18 protein-coding genes are annotated in these 18,738 nt (G+C 59.5%); 7 read left to right on the forward strand and 11 right to left on the reverse strand.

Features of this window, described 5'->3' with window-relative positions; translation table 11 throughout:
• Positions 1–307 precede the first annotated feature (307 nt).
• Positions 308–847, forward strand: a complete 540-nt coding sequence (locus ACR0BZ_RS15275; protein WP_209505620.1) for an adenine phosphoribosyltransferase — start codon at positions 308–310, stop codon at positions 845–847.
• 42 nt (positions 848–889) lie between these two features.
• Here ACR0BZ_RS15275 and ACR0BZ_RS15280 read toward each other — a convergent pair whose 3' ends face one another.
• The 11 genes from ACR0BZ_RS15280 to coxB all read right to left on the reverse strand — a co-directional run bounded on the left by ACR0BZ_RS15280 (position 890) and on the right by coxB (position 10,846).
• A complete protein-coding gene (locus ACR0BZ_RS15280) occupies positions 890–2,305 on the reverse strand; it encodes an FAD-binding oxidoreductase (protein WP_480920653.1) in 1,416 nt (471 codons plus the stop codon).
• A gap of 38 nt (positions 2,306–2,343) precedes the next feature.
• Positions 2,344–3,162: an MBL fold metallo-hydrolase gene (locus tag ACR0BZ_RS15285; protein ID WP_480920654.1), complete on the reverse strand. Its 819-nt coding sequence runs from the start codon at positions 3,160–3,162 to the stop codon at positions 2,344–2,346.
• Between the two features lie 100 nt (positions 3,163–3,262).
• Entirely contained in the window at positions 3,263–3,847 is a 585-nt protein-coding gene (locus ACR0BZ_RS15290) for a GNAT family N-acetyltransferase (protein ID WP_209505614.1), read from the reverse strand.
• Entirely contained in the window at positions 3,847–5,109 is a 1,263-nt protein-coding gene (locus ACR0BZ_RS15295; RefSeq protein ID WP_480473691.1) for a M16 family metallopeptidase, read from the reverse strand. Before ACR0BZ_RS15295 ends, ACR0BZ_RS15290 begins: the two co-directional genes overlap by 1 nt.
• Positions 5,106–6,494 (reverse strand): threonine synthase, encoded by a 1,389-nt coding sequence (thrC, locus tag ACR0BZ_RS15300; RefSeq protein ID WP_480920655.1) that lies wholly within the window; start codon positions 6,492–6,494, stop codon positions 5,106–5,108. Before thrC ends, ACR0BZ_RS15295 begins: the two co-directional genes overlap by 4 nt.
• Positions 6,491–7,168 (reverse strand): SURF1 family protein, encoded by a 678-nt coding sequence (locus ACR0BZ_RS15305; protein WP_480920656.1) that lies wholly within the window; start codon positions 7,166–7,168, stop codon positions 6,491–6,493. The genes thrC and ACR0BZ_RS15305 overlap by 4 nt, the downstream gene beginning before the upstream one ends.
• A 156-nt stretch (positions 7,169–7,324) precedes the next feature.
• On the reverse strand, positions 7,325–8,140 hold the full coding sequence (locus tag ACR0BZ_RS15310; RefSeq protein WP_209505605.1) for a cytochrome c oxidase subunit 3: 816 nt from the start codon (positions 8,138–8,140) through the stop codon (positions 7,325–7,327).
• 22 nt (positions 8,141–8,162) lie between these two features.
• Positions 8,163–8,738, reverse strand: a complete 576-nt coding sequence (locus ACR0BZ_RS15315; RefSeq protein ID WP_480586161.1) for a cytochrome c oxidase assembly protein — start codon at positions 8,736–8,738, stop codon at positions 8,163–8,165.
• Positions 8,738–8,899: a hypothetical protein gene (locus ACR0BZ_RS15320; protein WP_267363054.1), complete on the reverse strand. Its 162-nt coding sequence runs from the start codon at positions 8,897–8,899 to the stop codon at positions 8,738–8,740. The genes ACR0BZ_RS15315 and ACR0BZ_RS15320 overlap by 1 nt, the downstream gene beginning before the upstream one ends.
• On the reverse strand, positions 8,896–9,846 hold the full coding sequence (gene cyoE / locus ACR0BZ_RS15325) for a heme o synthase (protein WP_480920657.1): 951 nt from the start codon (positions 9,844–9,846) through the stop codon (positions 8,896–8,898). Before cyoE ends, ACR0BZ_RS15320 begins: the two co-directional genes overlap by 4 nt.
• Positions 9,847–9,934: 88 nt before the next feature.
• On the reverse strand, positions 9,935–10,846 hold the full coding sequence (gene coxB, locus ACR0BZ_RS15330) for a cytochrome c oxidase subunit II (RefSeq protein ID WP_209505589.1): 912 nt from the start codon (positions 10,844–10,846) through the stop codon (positions 9,935–9,937).
• 176 nt (positions 10,847–11,022) lie between these two features.
• Here coxB and tldD point away from each other — a divergent pair, with 176 nt between their 5' ends.
• The 6 genes from tldD to ACR0BZ_RS15360 all read left to right on the forward strand — a co-directional run bounded on the left by tldD (position 11,023) and on the right by ACR0BZ_RS15360 (position 18,714).
• Positions 11,023–12,444 carry a metalloprotease TldD gene (gene tldD, locus ACR0BZ_RS15335; protein WP_480920658.1) on the forward strand — a complete coding sequence of 474 codons (1,422 nt, stop codon included), beginning with the start codon at positions 11,023–11,025 and terminating at the stop codon, positions 12,442–12,444.
• 240 nt (positions 12,445–12,684) lie between these two features.
• Positions 12,685–13,812, forward strand: coding sequence for a DNA-processing protein DprA (gene dprA, locus ACR0BZ_RS15340; protein WP_480911738.1), 1,128 nt, complete (start codon positions 12,685–12,687; stop codon positions 13,810–13,812).
• A gap of 180 nt (positions 13,813–13,992) precedes the next feature.
• Positions 13,993–16,620 (forward strand): type I DNA topoisomerase, encoded by a 2,628-nt coding sequence (topA, locus tag ACR0BZ_RS15345; protein ID WP_480920659.1) that lies wholly within the window; start codon positions 13,993–13,995, stop codon positions 16,618–16,620.
• A gap of 123 nt (positions 16,621–16,743) precedes the next feature.
• The gene (locus ACR0BZ_RS15350; protein ID WP_267363042.1) at positions 16,744–17,271 is read left to right on the forward strand and encodes a superoxide dismutase family protein; all 528 of its coding nucleotides are present in this window, start codon (positions 16,744–16,746) and stop codon (positions 17,269–17,271) included.
• A 112-nt stretch (positions 17,272–17,383) separates the two neighbouring features.
• A complete protein-coding gene (locus ACR0BZ_RS15355) occupies positions 17,384–18,088 on the forward strand; it encodes a CoA transferase subunit A (RefSeq protein WP_267363040.1) in 705 nt (234 codons plus the stop codon).
• Positions 18,088–18,714, forward strand: coding sequence for a 3-oxoacid CoA-transferase subunit B (locus ACR0BZ_RS15360; protein ID WP_480473704.1), 627 nt, complete (start codon positions 18,088–18,090; stop codon positions 18,712–18,714). Before ACR0BZ_RS15355 ends, ACR0BZ_RS15360 begins: the two co-directional genes overlap by 1 nt.
• Positions 18,715–18,738: the final 24 nt, after the last annotated feature.

Below are 18,738 nucleotides of genomic sequence, written 5' to 3' on the forward strand. Positions count from 1 at the left end.
ATGCTCGTTAATTCAGGCGATGCATTGTGTATACATAGCATAGTGATTGTCGTTATCGGGCACTTAACAGCACCGGAACGGAAATGGCAATGAACCTTCAAACCGTCTGGGGCCTTTCTTTTGCGAGATCAACGCAAATGCGCAAGCCGCACCTGTCATGTTTGCCTGCCACGCTTTACCGGTATTACGGATTGCCCAAGGCTGTGGTTTCGTGCCGCTGGTGATCGCGTGAATGAATTGTTCCTTGCATGGCTAACCCTCTTGGGCCAAACACGTTTTGGTATTTGAAGCGGAAAAGGGTTGGTTCATGTCAAGGAACAAGACTGTCAAAGACTACATCCGGACGATTGTCGACTTTCCGCATGAAGGAATTCTGTTTCGCGATGTGACGACGCTGTTTGCCGATCCGCGCGGATTTCGGATGGCCATTGACCAGATGCTGCACCCCTATGCCGGGGAACGCATCGACAAGGTTGTCGGCCTCGAAGCGCGGGGCTTTATCCTTGGGGGGGCGATTGCGCATCAGCTGAGCCTGGGCTTCGTACCGATCCGCAAGAAAGGCAAGCTGCCCGGCACAACGATCAGCCAGGACTACAAGCTGGAATATGGTGAAGCGATCGTCGAGATCCACGATGACGCCATCCAGCCAGGCGAAAAAATCCTTGTCGTTGACGACCTTCTGGCCACAGGCGGCACTGCGGCGGCGGGCATCAAACTGATCGAGCGCTTGGGCGGTGAGATCGTCTCATGCGCGTTCATTATCGACTTGCCTGACCTCGGCGGGCGCAAAGTACTGGAAGATATGGGCATGGACGTGCATGTCCTGTGCGAATTCGAAGGGCTTTAACGCGGCAACCTTCGGATTTCTTAACAAGAGCCAGAGCCGGGTTCACGCCTTCAGCACCGCGCCGGGATTCATGATGCCCAAGGGGTCCAGCGCCGCCTTGATGGCCCGCATCGCATCCAGCTTTACCGGATCGCCATAGCGGTCCAGATCGTCCGTTTTCATGCGGCCCACGCCGTGTTCCGCGCTGACCGAACCGTCAAAGGCATGGACCAAATCATGCACGGCCCGCTTGACCACGGCGCTCTGATCCTCAAATTCCGCGCGGCGCTGCCCCTTGGGGGGAAAGACGTTGTAATGCAGATTGCCATCCCCGAGATGGCCAAAGCAATTGATCCGGAACGGCCCGAGACCGGAAACCACCTTTTCCCCTTGGCGCACAAATTCCGGAATTTCTGAGATCGGGATCGAGATATCATGGCTCGACACCGAGCCGATCAGGCGGTTGGCCTCGGGGATACGCTCGCGCACGGCCCACAACTCATCACGCTGCGCCTCGCTTTGTGCAATCACGCCATCCTGCACCAACCCAAGCGCTTGCGCGCGGACAAAGATATCCTCCAGCACGTCGGACGGAGACTGCCCCGTGGCCAGCCCCAATTCGATCAGAACGCTCCACTCTGGCGGTGTTTCAAACGGTTGCCGGACATCCGGCAGAACCTCGGACAAGAACTTCAGCCCCTGCCGGTGGATCAGTTCGAAAGTGCTGACAGCCTCGCCCACGCGATCACGCGCCTGGGCCAGCAGGGAAATGGCAGCCTCGGGTGACGCTACCTGAAACATCGCCGTCCCGATCGCGGCAGGCCGGGGAAACAGCTTGAGCGCGGCTGCGGTGATGATCCCCAGCGTGCCCTCGGCCCCGATCAGCAGATTGCGCAGGTCATAGCCTGTGTTGTCCTTTCGCAACCGGCTGAGACCCTGCCAGATTTGACCATTGGGCAGAACGGCCTCGAGCCCAAGGCACAGGTCGCGCGCATTGCCATAGCGCAAGACATTGACGCCCCCGGCATTCGTGGACAGGTTGCCCCCGATCCGACAGGATCCCTGCGCCGCCAGCGTCAAGGGAAACAGGCGGTCTTGCGCCTCGGCCGCGGCTTGGACGTCCTGCAAGATGGCGCCGGCCTCGGCAATCAGCACGTTTTCGGTGGGATAGACGGACCGGATGGCCGTCATCCGCTCCAGCGAAATCACAAGGGGCGCTGGCCCATGCGGCATCACCTGCCCCCCGACCAGACCGGTTCCGCCGCCATAGGGCACCACCGGAACACGCATTTCGGACGCCACCTGCACCAGTACCGAGACCTCCTCGGTTGTGCGGGGCAAGGCCAGCAGGCCAGCCTGTCCGGCATATCGCCCGCGCGGCTCTTCCAGATACCGGTCGGTCACCGGGCGCAGCACGTGATTGCCCAGTTTCGAGCGGATCAGCGTGGCAATGCGGTCATCAGCGGGGTTCAGACTCATACGCTTTCAATGCCCAACCGATCCCGCCACGGCAAGCCTTATTCCAGATCAATCAGATAACGCGGCTCCAGCACGACAACCGTTGGACGGTCCGGCAAGTCACGCAGAGAGACGGTGATCTCGGACACGCCGTCACGTTCAACCGGGAACTCATCCCGGATATCCACGAGGAAGCGATCCAGCGAAAACTCCGAGAACCAGTGCATCGGAATGATCACCGAGCTTTTCAGCCGCTTCAGAACCGAGATCATGTCAGGCAAGGGCATGGTTGTTCCGCCATCGACGGCGGCCATGACCACATCCAACCGACCCAGCGCAGCAAACTGTTCGTCTGAAGGTACATGATGCAAATGTCCCAGATGACCGATGCACAGACCTTCGACCTCGAACACGAAGATCGAGTTGCCGCGTTCCTCTACCCCGCCATAGGCCGAGCGGATATCGGTCGGGACATTGCGTATCAGCATCTCGCCCAGATCCAGGTGGTGTTCGATCCCCTGCCCGAACTCTCCCCATCCCGGCAGGACATGCGGGATCGCCGGGTCGGGATGCGCCGTCCAATGGGTGTCGTGAGCATGATTCATTGTCACCACATCGGGAATCAGATCTGCACCCCCGATGAACCCGGTAAAATCGGTCACCACATTCAACCCGCCACGGGTCTGGATCATAAAGGCGGCATGCGCGACATAGATGATGCGCACCGAAAACTCCGGTACCGGGTCCTGCCACGCAGCTTTGTGCAAGTATTCGATCCCCGGCGCCGCCTCGGCGATGGCGATACAATGGCTCGGCCGTCGCTCCTGCGCCACGGCCCCGCCCGAAATCACCATCAATGCTGCAACCAACCAGCGCATACCCGAAGTGTAGCGCAGATCGCCACCAAGTCATGCCCCTTGTTCATCTGGCCAAAAATATCCCGGGGGAGGCGCGGCTTGCTGCGGCGGGCGCAGAGCCCTAGCCCGCGTCTGTCTTGCCGCGCCGGTCGGACCGCAGGCTGGCATAGAGAACATGCGTCCGCCATCGCCCGTTGATCTGTAGATATGACTGCGCCACGCCTTCATATTTGAAGCCTGAGCTTTCCAGCAAACCGCGCGACGCGCGGTTTTCCGGCAGGCACGCGGCTTCGATCCGGCTCAGATCCAGACGGGTAAAGGCGTGATGCACCATCGCGCCGATCGCTTCGCGCATGTATCCCTGACGGGCAAAGGATTCACCGGTCCAGTAACCCAGGGTTCCGGCCTGCGCAGGGCCGCGCCGAATATTGTCCAGCGTGATCGCCCCGACCAACACATTGTCTTCACGGCGAAACAGGAAAAGCGGGATTGCTGTGCCACTCGCGACCGAGCGCTGAGCCCAGTAGACCCGATTGGTAAAGGATTTGCGGCTCAGGTGATCCTTGGCCCAGATCGGCTCCCACGGGGTCAGGTAACCTTTTGAGGCGCGCCGCAACGCTGCCCAATCATTGAAATCGGAATGTACAGGCGGGCGCAAGCTGAGCCGCGCGGTCTCGAGTTTCAGCTTGCGTCTGCCCAACAGCATCACGCTGCACGCCTCTCCTGCAAGTCCGCCAATGTCGGTGCGTCTGCGACCGGTCCGTAAAGCGCCAGCGCCGCCGGGGCCTGAACAGCCATGGTTTCGGCAAAGGCGCGCACGTCTTCGGTGCTGACCGCATCGATCTTGGCGACCGTGTCTTCCAGCGAAGGTACCCGTCCCCAGATCTGCACCAGCCGCGCCAGACGCTCAGCCCGATTCGACGGGCTTTCCAGCCCCATCAGCATCCCGGCCTTCATCTGGGCGCGGGCACGGGCGACCTCTTCGGGGCTCATGTCCTCGGCGGCGCGCTTCATCTCATCGATCGTGATCGTCGCCAGCTCGGCCACCTGATTGGCCGAAGTTCCGGCATAGATCGTGGTTGTTCCGGTATCGGCATAGGCACCGGTCTGCGCAAAGATCGTGTAGCACAGCCCACGTGTTTCACGCACTTCCTGAAACAGGCGCGAAGACATGCCACCGCCCAATGCGGTCGAATAGATCTGCGCCGTATAGATCGCATCGTCGCGATAGCCGGGGCTTTCCAGCGCCAGAGCGAAATGCGCCTGTTCCAGCTCTTTTACCTGCCGGGCTTCGCCACCGGTAAAGCGTGCAACCTCGGGGATCAGACCCTTACGGGATTGCAGATGGCCAAACATCTCTTCGGCCAGTTTCATCAGCATATCGTGATCCACAGCACCTGCTGCAGACAGGATCATCTGTTCGGGGCCATAATGTTCCGTCACAAAGCCCGACAGATCCTCACGCGAGAAGGCACTCACCCGCTCCGTTGGGCCCAGGATCGTCCGGCCCAGGGGCTGGTCGTGATAGCTCTGCTCCTGCAGCCAGTCAAAGATCACATCGTCGGGCGTGTCATGGGCCTGACCGATTTCCTGAAGGATCACGCCCCGCTCGACCTCGATCTCGCGCGGATCGAAAACCGGGTTCAGAACGATGTCGCCGATGACATCCATCGCCAGCGCTACGTCGTCCTTCAGAACGCGTGCATAATACGCCGTCACCTCGCGCGAGGTATAGGCGTTGATATAGCCGCCCACATCCTCGATCGCCTCGGCAATCTGCAAGGCCGAACGGCGCTCGGTTCCCTTGAACGCCATATGCTCAAGGAAATGCGCGATGCCGTTCTGCTCGATCCGCTCATGCCGCCCACCGGCGGTTACCCAGATGCCGATGGCCGCTGATTGCAGCCCCGGCATGTGCTCACTGACGATACGAAACCCGTTCTTCAGTTGGTCTTGTCTGACAGTCACTCAGCGATGTGCCTTTTTATATGATCCTCAAGGGCAACCAGATCATTGGCGATGCGGGTCACCCGTTCCGGACGTTCATACAGATCAGACATGCGGGAGGGAAGAGGCGGATGTTCGCCACTCGCCTTCTCGACCGCGGCCGGGAATTTCGCCGGGTGCGCGGTGGCCAGCGTGATCATCGGAACGTCTGCCGCGCGGTGCTCTTCGGCAACCTTGATGCCCACGGCGGTGTGCGGGCAGACCAGTTCGGCACTGTGCGCCAGCGTGGATTTGATCGTGGCCAACGTTTCCTCTTCGGACACACGGCCCGAATCGAAATTCTCACGCAGCGCTTCCATCGCACCCTGGCTGATATTGAAACCACCCTTTTTCAGCTCATCCATCAATTGTGCGACGGCCCCGCCATCTTCGCCATAGGCATAATAGAGCGCGCGTTCGAAATTCGAGCTGACCTGAATGTCCATCGACGGACTGATCGAGGGGATAGTCTCGCCCTTGAAATACCCCTCGCCCGAGAGGCAGCGATGCAGAATGTCGTTCTGGTTGGTCGCCACCACAAGGCGGTCAATCGGCAGCCCCATACGCTTGGCCAGATAGCCAGCGAAGATGTCGCCAAAGTTGCCGGTTGGCACCGTGAAGCTGACCTTGCGATGCGGCGCACCAAGGCTGACGGCAGCCGAGAAGTAATAGACGATCTGCGCCAAAACGCGGGCAAAGTTGATCGAGTTCACACCCGCCAGTTTCACGCCGTCGCGGAAGTCGAAATCGTTGAACATGTCTTTCAGCGCGGCCTGACAATCGTCGAAATCACCATCAACGGCCAAAGCATGCACGTTGCTGTCCGCAGGCGTGGTCATCTGTCGACGCTGTACTTCGGACACGCGGCCATGCGGGAACAGGATGAACACATCCACCGCGTCCAGCCCGCGGAACGCCTCGATCGCGGCTGAACCGGTATCCCCGCTGGTCGCGCCGACGATGGTCACACGGTCACCACGGCGTTTCAGCGCTACCTGGAACAACTGGCCGATCAGCTGCATGGCAAAGTCCTTGAAGGCCAGTGTGGGGCCGTGGAACAGTTCCAGCAGGAAGTGGTTCTCGTTCAGCTGCTTCAATGGCGCGCGGGCATCGTGGCCGAAACCTTCGTAAGCGCGGGCGATGATCGCCTTGAACTCATCCTCGGCGAATGAGCCGCTGACATAGGGCCACATCACACGGAATGCGATTTCTTCGTAGGGCAATCCGGCCAGCGCCGCGATCTCGTCCTGCGACATCACCGGGATTTCGGCGGGCAGATACAGGCCACCATCGCGGGCAAGTCCGGTCAACATCGCCTCTTCAAACGTCAATTCGGGCGCCTGCCCGCGGGTCGAGATATATTTCATGTCGCGTCACTTTCAGAATTGGCACGGCTGCGCCACAGGAAGTATCCGGTCATCGCGGCCCAGACCAGAGCCAGACCAAACCAGGTTATTGCATATTGCAGGTGATCGTTTGGTATGCCCGCCGTGTCCACCGGCAGCGGCGTCACATTCGGATCGGTTTGCGAACGGGCGATCAGCAGAACCGGTTCCGCGCCCAGTGCACCCGCAAGCGCGGGCACATCGCGGGCGAACCAGATGTTGGCGTCGAGATCAGGTGCGGGCGTGTAACTGTCGATTTCATCTGGCCAGTGCAGATTGCCGGTAATCTCCATCGGACCGTTGCGTCGCCCGGCCTGTTTGGCCGTGGTCGGGATGAACCCCCGGTCAATCAGAATGGTCCGGCCCCCGGTAATGAACGGCTGAATGATGCGATACCCCGCACCGACCTGTTTGAGCGAAACAAGAACGTGAACTTCCGCAGGCTCCGTCTCGCCCGACACCGTTACCGGCAGGTATTTGTCCTGATCCACCGAAACCTGCAGCGGGAGGGAAACCGGCGCAGCCGAGATCCGATCTTCGATCTCGGCCAGCACGTCCTGCTTCCACGCCAGACGCTGCACCTGCCAGATGCCCAGCGACAGCAGCACGCCCAAACCGGCGAGGCCGAAGATTAGCAGGAACAGGATACGGCGCATGTCAGGACCAATCTTCTTTGCAGGAACCGGCGTCTTGTTAAGGGGCGCGCGGGCTGAATTGCAACCACGCAATTGTATGGGGCGCAATCTTGCGCCCCACATAGAGAAAAAGCCGCCCCTTGGGGCGGCTTTTGCAACTGATCAGCCTGACCGGCGTTACATCAGCGGAGCCTGGCCCCAGATGTAGACGGCAAAGAACAAGAACAGCCAGACCACGTCGACGAAGTGCCAGTACCAAGCGGCAGCCTCAAAACCGACGTGTTTTTCGGGGGTGAAGTCACCCTTAAGCGCGCGGATCAGGCAGACGGTCAGGAAGATCGTCCCAATGATCACGTGCGCACCGTGGAACCCGGTCGCCATGAAGAAGTTGGAATAGAACTGGTCGCCGCCAAATTCCCAGCCTTCATGCTTGAGAAGTTCAGCGTATTCATAGCCCTGCAGGAAGGTAAAGGCGATGCCCAGAACGATACCAATGGCCAGACCATTGATCAGCGCCTTGCGGTCGTTGTCATGCACCAGCGCATGGTGCGCCCAGGTGATCGCACAGCCTGACAGTAACAGGACCAGAGTGTTGATCAGCGGCAGGTGGAACGGGTCAACCGCATGAATATCCGGCTGAATGTATTCGGTGCCAGCATAGTCGTACATCGGGTACATGCGATGTTTGAAGAACGACCAGAACCAGGCGAAGAAGAACATCACCTCGGACATGACAAACAGGATGAAGCCGTAACGCAGACCGATGCGGACAACAGGCGTGTGATCACCCTGACGGCTTTCCGCAACCACATCCGACCACCAGGCGAACATCGTGTAAAGCACAGCTGCCAGACCGGCCCAGAACATGAAGGGCGTGATGCCTTGCATCCAGAGAACGGCTCCGAACAGCATGACAAAGCCGCCGACGGCGCCGATCAGAGGCCAGATCGACGGGGCCAGAATGTGGTAATCGTGGTTTTTAGCGTGTGCCATCAGCGTCCCTCACCTACAGGCGTTAGTTCGTGTTTGTATCTGCCTGCGCATCGAGGGCGGCATAGCCCTCGGGCAGGTCAATTTCGTAGAATGTATACGACAGCGTGATCGTATGAACATACTTGGCTTCAAGATCCTCGACCATTTCCGGGTCGACGAAGAAAGTCACCGGCATCTCAACGCGCTCGCCGGGTTGCAGCACCTGCTCTTCAAAGCAGAAACAGGCAATCTTCTGGAAATACCCACCCGCAGAATAGGGCGCCACGTTGTAAGACGCCTGCCCGGCAATGGGGCGGTCGGTCGGATTAAAGGCCTCGTAAAACGCGAGACCGGTTTCGCCGATGCGCACATCCATCTCGCGCACGACCGGCTTGAATTCCCATTCCATATCCTTGGCCTTGGACGCGTCAAAGCGGATGGTAACGGTGCGATCCAGAATGGTATCGGGGGCGGTTTCGGCAACACCGGTGGTGCCGCCAAATCCGGTCACCCGGCAGAACCAGTTGTAGAACGGCACCGACGCCCAGGCCAGACTGCCCATCAGGACAACCACGCCAACGGTCTGGACAACCGTTTTCTGAGGACCGGACAACGCCATCAGTTCTGAACCTCTTGCGTCGCCCTGTTGAAATCAGTGCCCGAGACCTTGACGATGGTCAGGCCAAAGATGATCACGATAAAGGCGGCCAGCGTCAGGCCGACACCCAGATTGCGGCTGAACCGGCGCTGATGCAGCTCGTGGTCTTTGCGAAGGCTCATGACCATCCCCCCAGACCATAGGGTTTCAGCAGGGCTTCGGCCAGAACGGCACCGAAATGCAGGAACAGATACAGCAGCGACAGCTTGAAGAAACCGCGCTCGACCTTGAAGTTATCTGCCTCGGAATCGTCTTCGGTCCGGCGCGAGATTTTCCACGCGCCCCGCAGGAACAGGATGTTCAGTACCAGTGCAACGGTCAGATAGATCGGGCCGCCAATGCCCGAAAATGCAGTTCCGATGGCCAGCAGGGCCAGCAGAGCTGTATAGACAAGAATATGGACACGTGTCGCGCGGCGACCATGGGTGACGGTCAGCATCGGCACGCCCGCGTCGTCATAGTCCGAGCGCATGAACAGGGCCAGCGCCCAGAAATGCGGTGGCGTCCACATGAAGGTCAGTGCAAACATCAGCCAGGGCTCGACCGACATCGATCCTGTGGCGGCCACCCAGCCGATCACGGGAGGGAACGCGCCCGCTGCGCCACCGATCACGATGTTCTGCGGCGTCGAACGCTTCAGCCACATCGTGTAGACGACAACGTAGAAGAAAATGGTGAAGGCCAGAAACGCGCCTGCAAACCAGTTGGTCGCAAGGCCCAGCATGATCACCGACAGGCCCGACAGAGCCAGACCAACTGCCAGCGCCTCGCCTTCCTCGACCTTGCCCGAAGGGATCGGGCGGGATTTGGTGCGTTTCATGACACGGTCGATATCCGCGTCCCACCACATGTTCAGCGCACCTGATGCTCCGCCTCCGATGGCGATGAACAGGATGGCGCAGAATCCGACGAAGGGATGGACGGGAACAGGGGCCGCCAACAGGCCGACCAATGCCGTGAACACGACCAACGACATCACGCGCGGCTTCAGCAGGGCGAAGTAATCGCCAAAGCCGGCCTCGTCCGCCCGGGCGGTCGCAGTGCTGGCATTGATGCTTGCGTCAGTCATTTCCGGTCCTTTTGGGGCGAAAACTGCGCGGATCGCCCGCGCAGCCCGAAATTTGTGTCAGGCGGGGTTGAACCCGCCCCTATCGTACTCAGTTCGAGGCGACCTGATAGCTTTGCGGCAGGCCCGCATATTCTTCGATCGCACCTTGCAGCCATTCGTCATAGACTTCCTGGCTTACGACCTTGACGGTAATCGGCATATAGGCGTGGTCCTTGCCACACAGTTCCGAACACTGGCCAAAATAGATGCCTTCCTTGTCGGCCTGGAACCACAGTTCGGCCAGACGTCCGGGCACACCGTCCTGCTTTACGCCAAAGGCCGGGATTGTCCACGAGTGAATCACGTCGGATGCAGTCACCTGCATCACGATGACCTTGCCGACCGGAACGACAACAGCGGTGTCGGTGGCCAACAGCCATTCATCATCGCTGTAGCCTGCATCGATCAGCTTGGCGCGCATTGCGTCATCCAGAACAAACGGCGTCACGTCCGCGTCCGCAGGGCGTGCGCCCTCGTCCAGGGTCGCCGGGTGGCCCAGCAGATAGCTGTCGAATGCGAAATCGTGATCAACATACTCGTAGGTCCAGTACCACTGGTTGCCGACGACTTTGATGGTGATGTCACCTTCCGGGATTTCCTGCTGTTTGAAAAGAACTGGCAACGAGAACGCGCCAATAAACACCAGAATCAAGATCGGACCCAGGGTCCAGGCGATTTCAACAGGGGTATAGTGCGAGAAACGTGCCGGGGTCGGGTTTGCGCGCTGATTGTAGCGCACGATGCAATAGACCAGCAGAGCTGCAACCAGCAGACAGACTGCGGTGATGATCACGAGAATCATGCCGTCCAGCTTCTGGATTCCTGTGGCAAGGCTGGTGGCCGCGGGCTGGAAGCCCATGCCGCCGTCTACCGGCTTGCCGATAATCTCAAGCTCCTGAGCCATGGCGGGTAGGCTGGAGAGGGCTGTCATAAACCCTGAAAGCATCAAAGCATTCTTCATGTTCTGTCCTGATCGTTTGATCTTTGCGTCCCTGACGGAAAGGTGTGAATCGGTCGCACCTCTCCCGTTGTCTTTGGCCGCGTTAAAAACCATATTCCAGCGGGTAGATAAAGCAAAATGCTTGCGTCAAACAGACGCTATTTTTGATCTGGATCAAACCCGAAAGGTCGCAACCCATGCCTGAAGCCCCGTTTCGCCCCTTTGAGAGCGCCCTGCCGCAAGATGAAGCACTGGCCATATTGCGCTCGGCAACGGACGGGGCCGAGGATGGAGAGCTGTTTGTCGAGCGTCGGAAATCCGAATCTCTGGTGTTTGACGACGGGCGGCTTCGTACCGCGTCTTATGACGCATCCGAAGGGTTTGGCCTGCGTGCCGTTCAGGGCGAAGTGGCCGGGTACGCGCATTCCACTGACGTATCGATTGCCGCGCTGAAACGTGCTGCCGAGACCGCGCGACTGGCGGTTGGCGATGGAGGCGGAACGCTCGCCGAAGCCCCCCGCCCCACGAATACGCGCCTGTACACGGACGAAGACCCAATCGAATCTGCTGCCTTCCCGGTGAAAATCGAAACCCTGCGGGAGATTGACGCCTTTGCCCGTGATTTGGATTCGCGGGTGGTTCAGGTCAGCGCAATGATCGCCGCCGCCGTTCAGGAGGTGGAAATTCTGCGACCCGATGGTGTGATTGTGCGTGACGTGCGCCCCATGACGCGCGTGAATGTCTCGGTCATTGTTGAACAGGACGGGCGGCGTGAAAGCGGATCGGCCGGCGGCGGCGGGCGGGTTGGCCTGAGCGGGCTGATCGACCCTGCCGACTGGCAGGCCAAGGCGCGCGAAGCCCTGCGCATCGCATTGGTCAATCTGGACGCGGTTCCCGCCCCTGCCGGCGTGATGGAGGTTGCACTTGGCCCCGGCTGGCCCGGTATTTTGCTGCACGAAGCCATCGGTCACGGGCTTGAGGGCGATTTCAACCGCAAGGGAAGCTCGGCCTTTGCCGGGCTGATGGGACAACAGATTGCATCCAAGGGCGTGACCGTGGTGGATGACGGCACGATTGCTGACCGTCGCGGCTCGATCACTGTGGATGATGAAGGCACGCCCAGCTCGCGCACGGTGTTGATCGAAGACGGCATATTGACCGGCTACATGCAGGACCGGCAAAACGCCCGGCTGATGGGCGTTGCGCCCACGGGCAACGGGCGGCGGCAAAGCTATGCGCACAAGCCAATGCCACGCATGACAAATACGATCATGTTGGGAGGCGACGCTGATCCGGCAGCATTGGTGGCAGATATTAAAGACGGCATCTGGGCGGTTGGATTCGGAGGCGGCCAGGTCGACATCACCAACGGCAAATTTGTTTTCTCGTGCACCGAGGCGTATCGGGTCGAAAACGGCAAGATCGGAGCGCCTGTCAAAGGGGCCACGCTGATCGGCGACGGGCCTTCGGCGTTGAAGCGCATCCGCGGCCTTGGCAATGATATGGCTTTGGATCCGGGTATGGGCACCTGCGGCAAGGACGGTCAATGGGTGCCCGTGGGTGTGGGTCAACCGACAGTGCTGATGGACGGGTTGACTGTCGGCGGGTCTGCAGCCTGAGTCGGAAGAGAAGCGCAAAGGCAGGCGCAGGGTTAACCATGCGCCACTTTGATTCGACAGCATTCCAACCAGCGCCATTAATTTGAGCGCCGGCTGAAAAAATAATACTTTATTTATTTTCAGATACTTAACCGTAAAATTCCACAAGAAGTACAGATAAGTCTCTAATAATTATCTGCGATTCAGAGGCTGTTAACCCCCTGTCCCGTAAACCAGTTCTGCAATCAGGCGGAGCAACGGATGACCGAAGAGCAGCTTTCTTCCAATCACCCCCCACTCCCACCCACCACGGAAGAGGACCGGTTTTCGTGGCTTCGCCTGTTGCGCTCGCGCAAGGTCGGCCCGGCGACGTTTCGTCGGCTGCTGCGCGAACATGGCTCGGCGCAGAACGCGCTGGCCGCGCTGCCTGAAATGGCACGCGCCGCCGGAATAGATGGGTATGAAACCTGTCCCCCCGGCGTGATCGAGGCGGAACTCAGGGCCGCAGAAGCCGCCAAAGCGCGGCTTTTGTGCCTTGGGTCCGCAGATTTCCCCGACGCATTGAACGACCTATCCGATGCCCCGCCCTTGCTTTGGGCCATCGGGGATGTGTCGCTGTTGCAGAAACCGGCGATTGCGATGGTGGGCGCGCGCAACTGTTCCTCGCTGGGCGCACGGATGGCGCGTGGTCTGGCGCGCGCCTTGGGTGAAAAGGGACATGTGATTGTCTCGGGTCTGGCGCGCGGCATTGATACGGCAGCGCATATGGCGTCGTTGGACACCGGCACTGTTGCCGTCATGGCGGGCGGTGTCGATGTCATTTACCCGGCCGAGAACACGGAACTGGCGCATAAAATCGCGACCAAGGGACTGCGGCTGTCGGAACAACCGATGGGCGTGACGCCTCAGGCCAGGCATTTTCCGCGCCGCAACCGGATCATCTCGGGCCTGGCCCAAGCTGTTGTGGTGGTCGAGGCCGCAGCAAAATCCGGCAGCCTGATCACGGCGCGTGACGCCCTGGATCAGGGGCGCGAGGTTCTGGCCGTGCCTGGCCACCCGTTTGACGCCCGCGCTGCCGGGTGCAACCTTTTGATTCGGGATGGTGCGACGCTGGTCCGTTCGGCAGACGACGTTGTCGAGGCGCTGCCACAACAAGGCGATCTGATCTTTGCAAAACCCGAGGAGCCGCCCGCCAAGCAACCACGGCCCGCCGCACTGGATTTGCAGGCGCAAATCCTTGAGCGGTTGGGACCTTCCCCCATCGCCGAAGACCAGTTGCTGCGCGACATTGCGGCCTCGGCCGGGGATCTGGGGCCAGCGCTTGTCGACCTTGAACTGGACGGACGAATCCAGCGCCAGCCGGGCGGGTTGTTGTCTCTGGCAAGCTGATTAGGATGGAAGGCAAGATTGCATAGTCGAATGCTCTGCCTGCAATCCGGCGCGGGTATCACGCTGAAATCACGTCGCTTTTCCGCCTGCCAAAGGAACGCATTGACAATCCCCGCTTGCCCCACACATTTTGCACCACCATAAAAGGCGCCAAATTCGTCGAGCGAGGTTTCCCCTTAAATGCCTGTAGTTGTTGTAGAATCTCCGGCCAAAGCAAAAACAATCAATAAATATCTCGGCCCTGACTACACCGTTCTGGCCTCTTACGGCCATGTGCGGGACCTGCCACCAAAGGACGGATCGGTCGATCCGGACCATGGATTTTCCATGACATGGGAAGTGGGCAATGACAGCCGCAAACATGTAAAGGCCATCGCCGACGCGCTGAAAGAAGACAACGCGCTGATCCTCGCCACTGACCCTGATCGTGAGGGCGAGGCGATCAGCTGGCATTTGCAGGAAGCCCTGACCAAGCGCCGCTCGATCAAGAAAGATACACCGGTCAGCCGGGTGACCTTCAACGCCATCACCAAAGAGGCGGTGACCGAGGCGATGAAGAACCCGCGCGACGTCGATATGCCCCTGGTCGAAGCGTATCTGGCACGCCGCGCCTTGGATTACCTTGTTGGCTTCAACCTGTCACCGGTTCTGTGGCGCAAACTGCCCGGTGCAAAATCCGCAGGTCGGGTGCAATCGGTCTGTCTGCGCCTGATCGTCGAGCGCGAGATGGAGATCGAAGCGTTCAAGCCGGTCGAGTACTGGTCGGTTCGGGCCCTGTTCGAGACACCGCGTGGTCAGACCTATGAGGCGCGGCTGGTCACGTTGGCGGGCAAGAAACTGGACAAGCACGATCTGGCCAACGCAACACAAGCCGAACTGGCGGTTCAGGCCGTCACCAGCCGCGCGCTGCGTGTGACTTCGGTCGAAGCCAAGCCCGCCGCGCGCAACCCAAGCGCGCCGTTCATGACCTCGACTCTGCAACAGGAGGCCAGCCGCAAATTCGGCATGGGCGCGCGCCATGCAATGCAGGTTGCGCAGCGCCTCTATGAGGCCGGCTACATTACCTATATGCGAACCGACGGGATCGACATGGCGCCCGAGGCCGTGACGGCAACGCGCGACACCATCGCGGATCGGTACGGTGCAGAATATGTGCCGGACAGCCCGCGTATGTACAAGAACAAGGCCAAGAACGCGCAGGAAGCACACGAATGTATCCGCCCCACGGATATGACGCGCGATGCCAAGGCGCTGAAGGTCACGGATGAAGATCAGCGCAAGCTTTATGATCTGATCTGGAAACGGACCATTGCCTGCCAGATGGCGGCAGCACGATTGGAGCGCACTACGGTCGAGATTGGCAGTGATGACGGTCAGGTCGGTCTGCGTGCCACCGGTCAGGTGGTATTGTTCGACGGGTTCATGCGCGTCTATGAGGAAGGCCGCGATGATGTCGCCGATGATGACGAAAAGCGCCTGCCACAGATCATGCAGGGCGACCCTGCGCGCTTTTCCAAAACTACGTTGCGTGACCAGTTTGCCAAGGCCACCAGCGAGTCGGACAAAGCCGCAATCATGGCTGATAACGAAGCCGTTCTGGCGTTGCAGCATCACACGCAACCGCCCCCGCGCTATACCGAGGCCACTTTGGTCAAGCGGATGGAGGAGTTGGGGATCGGACGTCCTTCGACCTATGCCTCAATCGTGACCACGATTCAGGACCGCGAATATGTGCGCAAAGACAAGAACCGGCTGATCCCCGAGGAAAAGGGCCGGATCGTCACCATCTTTCTGCTGAACTTTTTCCGTCAATACGTTGGATACGAGTTCACCGCGAATCTGGAAGAGCAACTGGATGACGTCAGCGCCGGTGATCGTGACTACAAGGATCTGCTGGGCAAGTTCTGGCGCGATTTCTCGGCAGCGATTGGCGAAACATCCGAACTGCGCATCTCGGAAGTGCTGGACAAGCTGGACGAGGCGTTGGCGCCACAGCTTTACCACCCGCGTGAGGACGGGTCCGACCCGCGCATCTGCCCGAAATGCGGTCTGGGGCAATTGCACCTGAAAACCTCGCGCACTGGCGGCTTCGTGGGCTGCGGCAACTATCCGGAGTGCAACTATACACGGCCCATCGCCGGTGAAGGCGCGGAAGGTGACGAACAATTGCTGGGCGAAGACGCCGGGGATGAGATCTGGCTGAAGTCCGGCCGCTTTGGACCGTATGTCCAGCGGGGTGAACCCACGCCCGAGAACAAGAAGCCGCCGCGCGCCTCGCTTCCACGCGGCTGGAGCAAGGATGACATGGATCTGGACAAGGCGCTGACGCTTCTGTCCCTGCCCCGTCAGATCGGTGAACACCCCGAAGGCGGCATGATCACCTCGAACTTCGGGCGTTTTGGCCCCTATCTGATGCATCAGCTGGCCGATGAAGCCAAGCCGGTCTATGCTAATCTCAAAGACCCTAATGATGTGTTCGAGATCGGTATGAACCGCGCCGTAGAGCTTTTGGCGGAAAAACGAGCCAATCCCGGTGGGCGCGGGCGCGCAGCGGCAAAACCCTTGAAAGACCTGGGCGAGCATCCAGACGGCGGCGCGATGCAGGTTCTGGACGGACGGTACGGGCCATATGTAAAATGGGAAAAGGTCAACGCGACCATCCCGAAAGACATCAAGCCCGAAGACGTGACGCAGGAAATGGCCATCGAACTGGTCAATGAGCGCGCATCCAAGAAGGGCACCAAGAAAAAGGCTGCGCCCAAAAAGAAGGCTGCCGCCAAGAAAACAGCAAAGAAGGCGGCTGAATAAACCGGACGTTTGACCGGGACATGTCACTAAGCGCGCGGGCCGGTTTCTGAATAAAGGAACCGGCCTGCGTGTTTACAGTCTGACGCGATACAGGATTGCGTTGTTCAGTAAAGGAGTTGAGACATGTTCAGAACCGCCATTCTTGTTGCGGCGATAAGCGTTGCGGCTGCCACGCAGGGCCAGGCCGCGCATCACGTCAAATCCGCCACAGCCGAAATCATCAACGCGCAAGGCGACGTCATTGGTCAGGCGAAGGCGACGCAAGGGCCCAATGGTGTTCTGCTGCACGTGCGCGTCACAGACCTGCCGCCGGGAAAACACGGGTTGCACCTGCACAGCCATGGTGTCTGCGAGGCTGGCGAAGGGTTCAAGACGGCCCAAGGCCATGTTGGCAAAGTTGAAGGCGCACATGGTCTGCTGAACTCAGAAGGCCCCGAGCCCGGCGATCTGCCCAATCTATATGTGGGACAGGATGGTGTGGGCGAGATGGAGGCCTTTACAAACCTGGTTTCGCTTGAGGGTGACGGGAATGCATTGCTGGATGCGGACGGGTCAACTTTCATCATCCACGAAGCTGGCGACGATCACATTAGCCAGCCCATTGGCGGTGCTGGCGGGCGCATCGCCTGTGGGATCCTGATCGCCGACTGACACTATTGTCAGCTGAACTACCGTAGAAATACCTGAACCTTCTGGTTTTATTGACTTCCCCATGACGTGGCGGCACAACCTGCCCATCACCATGTCATTGGGGGAGTTTTCCATGAAGAAAGTCTATGCCAATGCCGCCGAGGCACTCGATGGGGTGCTGACGGATGGCATGCTGATTGCCGCGGGCGGGTTTGGCCTGTGCGGCATTCCCGAATTGTTGCTTGCTGCCATCAGGGATTCGGGCGTCAAGGACCTGAGCTTTGCGTCGAACAACGCCGGAGTGGACGATTTCGGCATCGGCATCCTGTTGCAGACCAGGCAGGTCAGAAAGATGATCAGCTCGTATGTCGGCGAAAACGCCGAATTCATGCGCCAGTACCTGAGCGGTGAGCTGGAACTGGAATTCAACCCGCAAGGAACACTGGCCGAACGGATGCGCGCCGGTGGTGCCGGTATTCCCGGGTTCTACACCAAGACGGGCGTCGGCACCGTGATTGCGGAAGGCAAGGAGCACAAGGATTTCAACGGCGAGACCTATATCCTTGAGGAAGGAATCTTCGCCGATCTGGCCATCGTCAAGGCCTGGAAGGCTGACGACACCGGCAATCTGGTATTCCGCAAGACCGCCCGCAACTTTAATGTGCCCGCTGCAACCTGCGGCAAGATCTGCGTGGCCGAAGTGGAAGAGATTGTTCCGCGCGGCTCACTGGATCCGGACAAGATCCACCTGCCCGGCATCTATGTGCATCGCATCATTCAGGGCGATCACGAAAAGCGCATCGAACAGCGCACCACCCGAAAGAAGGAGGACGCATAATGCCCTGGGACCGCAATCAGATGGCCGCACGCGCGGCAGAGGAACTGGACGACGGCATGTATGTGAACCTCGGCATCGGGATTCCGACGCTGGTGGCGAACTATGTGGGCGACAAGGACATCACTCTGCAATCCGAAAACGGAATGCTGGGTATGGGCCCTTTCCCGTATGAGGGCGAAGAAGACCCGGACCTGATCAACGCGGGCAAACAAACGATCACCGAACTGTCCCGCACTGCCTATTTCGACAGCGCCACATCCTTTGCGATGATCCGGGGCGGCAAGATTGCTGCTGCGATTCTGGGTGCTATGGAAGTGGATGAGAAAGGCGACCTGGCAAACTGGATGATTCCCGGCAAGCTGGTGAAAGGCATGGGTGGCGCCATGGACCTGGTTGCAGGCGTTGGGCGCGTGATCGTGGTTATGGACCACACTAACAAGCACGGTGAAAGCAAAGTCCTGAAGGAATGCACTCTGCCACTGACCGGCAAGGGCGTCGTGGATCGCATCATCACCAATCTCGGCGTTCTGGACGTGGTCGAGGGCGGATTGAGGATCGTTGAACTGGCAGAGGGTGTCAGTGAAGACGAAATGCGCGCCGCGACCGAAGCTACAATCGTCGGCTGAACAAAAGAAAAGGCCCGCCGGATC

The sequence above is a fragment of the Ruegeria sp. P8 genome (assembly GCF_056534665.1).

Coding starts and splice junctions, on each gene's coding strand:
- ACR0BZ_RS15275 (WP_209505620.1), top strand. CDS start 308: ATGTCAAGGAACAAGACTGTCAAAGACTACATCCGGACGATTGTCGAC.
- ACR0BZ_RS15280 (WP_480920653.1), bottom strand. CDS start 2,305: ATGAGTCTGAACCCCGCTGATGACCGCATTGCCACGCTGATCCGCTCG.
- ACR0BZ_RS15285 (WP_480920654.1), bottom strand. CDS start 3,162: ATGCGCTGGTTGGTTGCAGCATTGATGGTGATTTCGGGCGGGGCCGTG.
- ACR0BZ_RS15290 (WP_209505614.1), bottom strand. CDS start 3,847: ATGCTGTTGGGCAGACGCAAGCTGAAACTCGAGACCGCGCGGCTCAGC.
- thrC (WP_480920655.1), bottom strand. CDS start 6,494: ATGAAATATATCTCGACCCGCGGGCAGGCGCCCGAATTGACGTTTGAA.
- ACR0BZ_RS15305 (WP_480920656.1), bottom strand. CDS start 7,168: ATGCGCCGTATCCTGTTCCTGCTAATCTTCGGCCTCGCCGGTTTGGGC.
- ACR0BZ_RS15310 (WP_209505605.1), bottom strand. CDS start 8,140: ATGGCACACGCTAAAAACCACGATTACCACATTCTGGCCCCGTCGATC.
- ACR0BZ_RS15315 (WP_480586161.1), bottom strand. CDS start 8,738: ATGGCGTTGTCCGGTCCTCAGAAAACGGTTGTCCAGACCGTTGGCGTG.
- ACR0BZ_RS15320 (WP_267363054.1), bottom strand. CDS start 8,899: ATGAGCCTTCGCAAAGACCACGAGCTGCATCAGCGCCGGTTCAGCCGC.
- cyoE (WP_480920657.1), bottom strand. CDS start 9,846: ATGACTGACGCAAGCATCAATGCCAGCACTGCGACCGCCCGGGCGGAC.
- coxB (WP_209505589.1), bottom strand. CDS start 10,846: ATGAAGAATGCTTTGATGCTTTCAGGGTTTATGACAGCCCTCTCCAGC.
- tldD (WP_480920658.1), top strand. CDS start 11,023: ATGCCTGAAGCCCCGTTTCGCCCCTTTGAGAGCGCCCTGCCGCAAGAT.
- dprA (WP_480911738.1), top strand. CDS start 12,685: ATGACCGAAGAGCAGCTTTCTTCCAATCACCCCCCACTCCCACCCACC.
- topA (WP_480920659.1), top strand. CDS start 13,993: ATGCCTGTAGTTGTTGTAGAATCTCCGGCCAAAGCAAAAACAATCAAT.
- ACR0BZ_RS15350 (WP_267363042.1), top strand. CDS start 16,744: ATGTTCAGAACCGCCATTCTTGTTGCGGCGATAAGCGTTGCGGCTGCC.
- ACR0BZ_RS15355 (WP_267363040.1), top strand. CDS start 17,384: ATGAAGAAAGTCTATGCCAATGCCGCCGAGGCACTCGATGGGGTGCTG.
- ACR0BZ_RS15360 (WP_480473704.1), top strand. CDS start 18,088: ATGCCCTGGGACCGCAATCAGATGGCCGCACGCGCGGCAGAGGAACTG.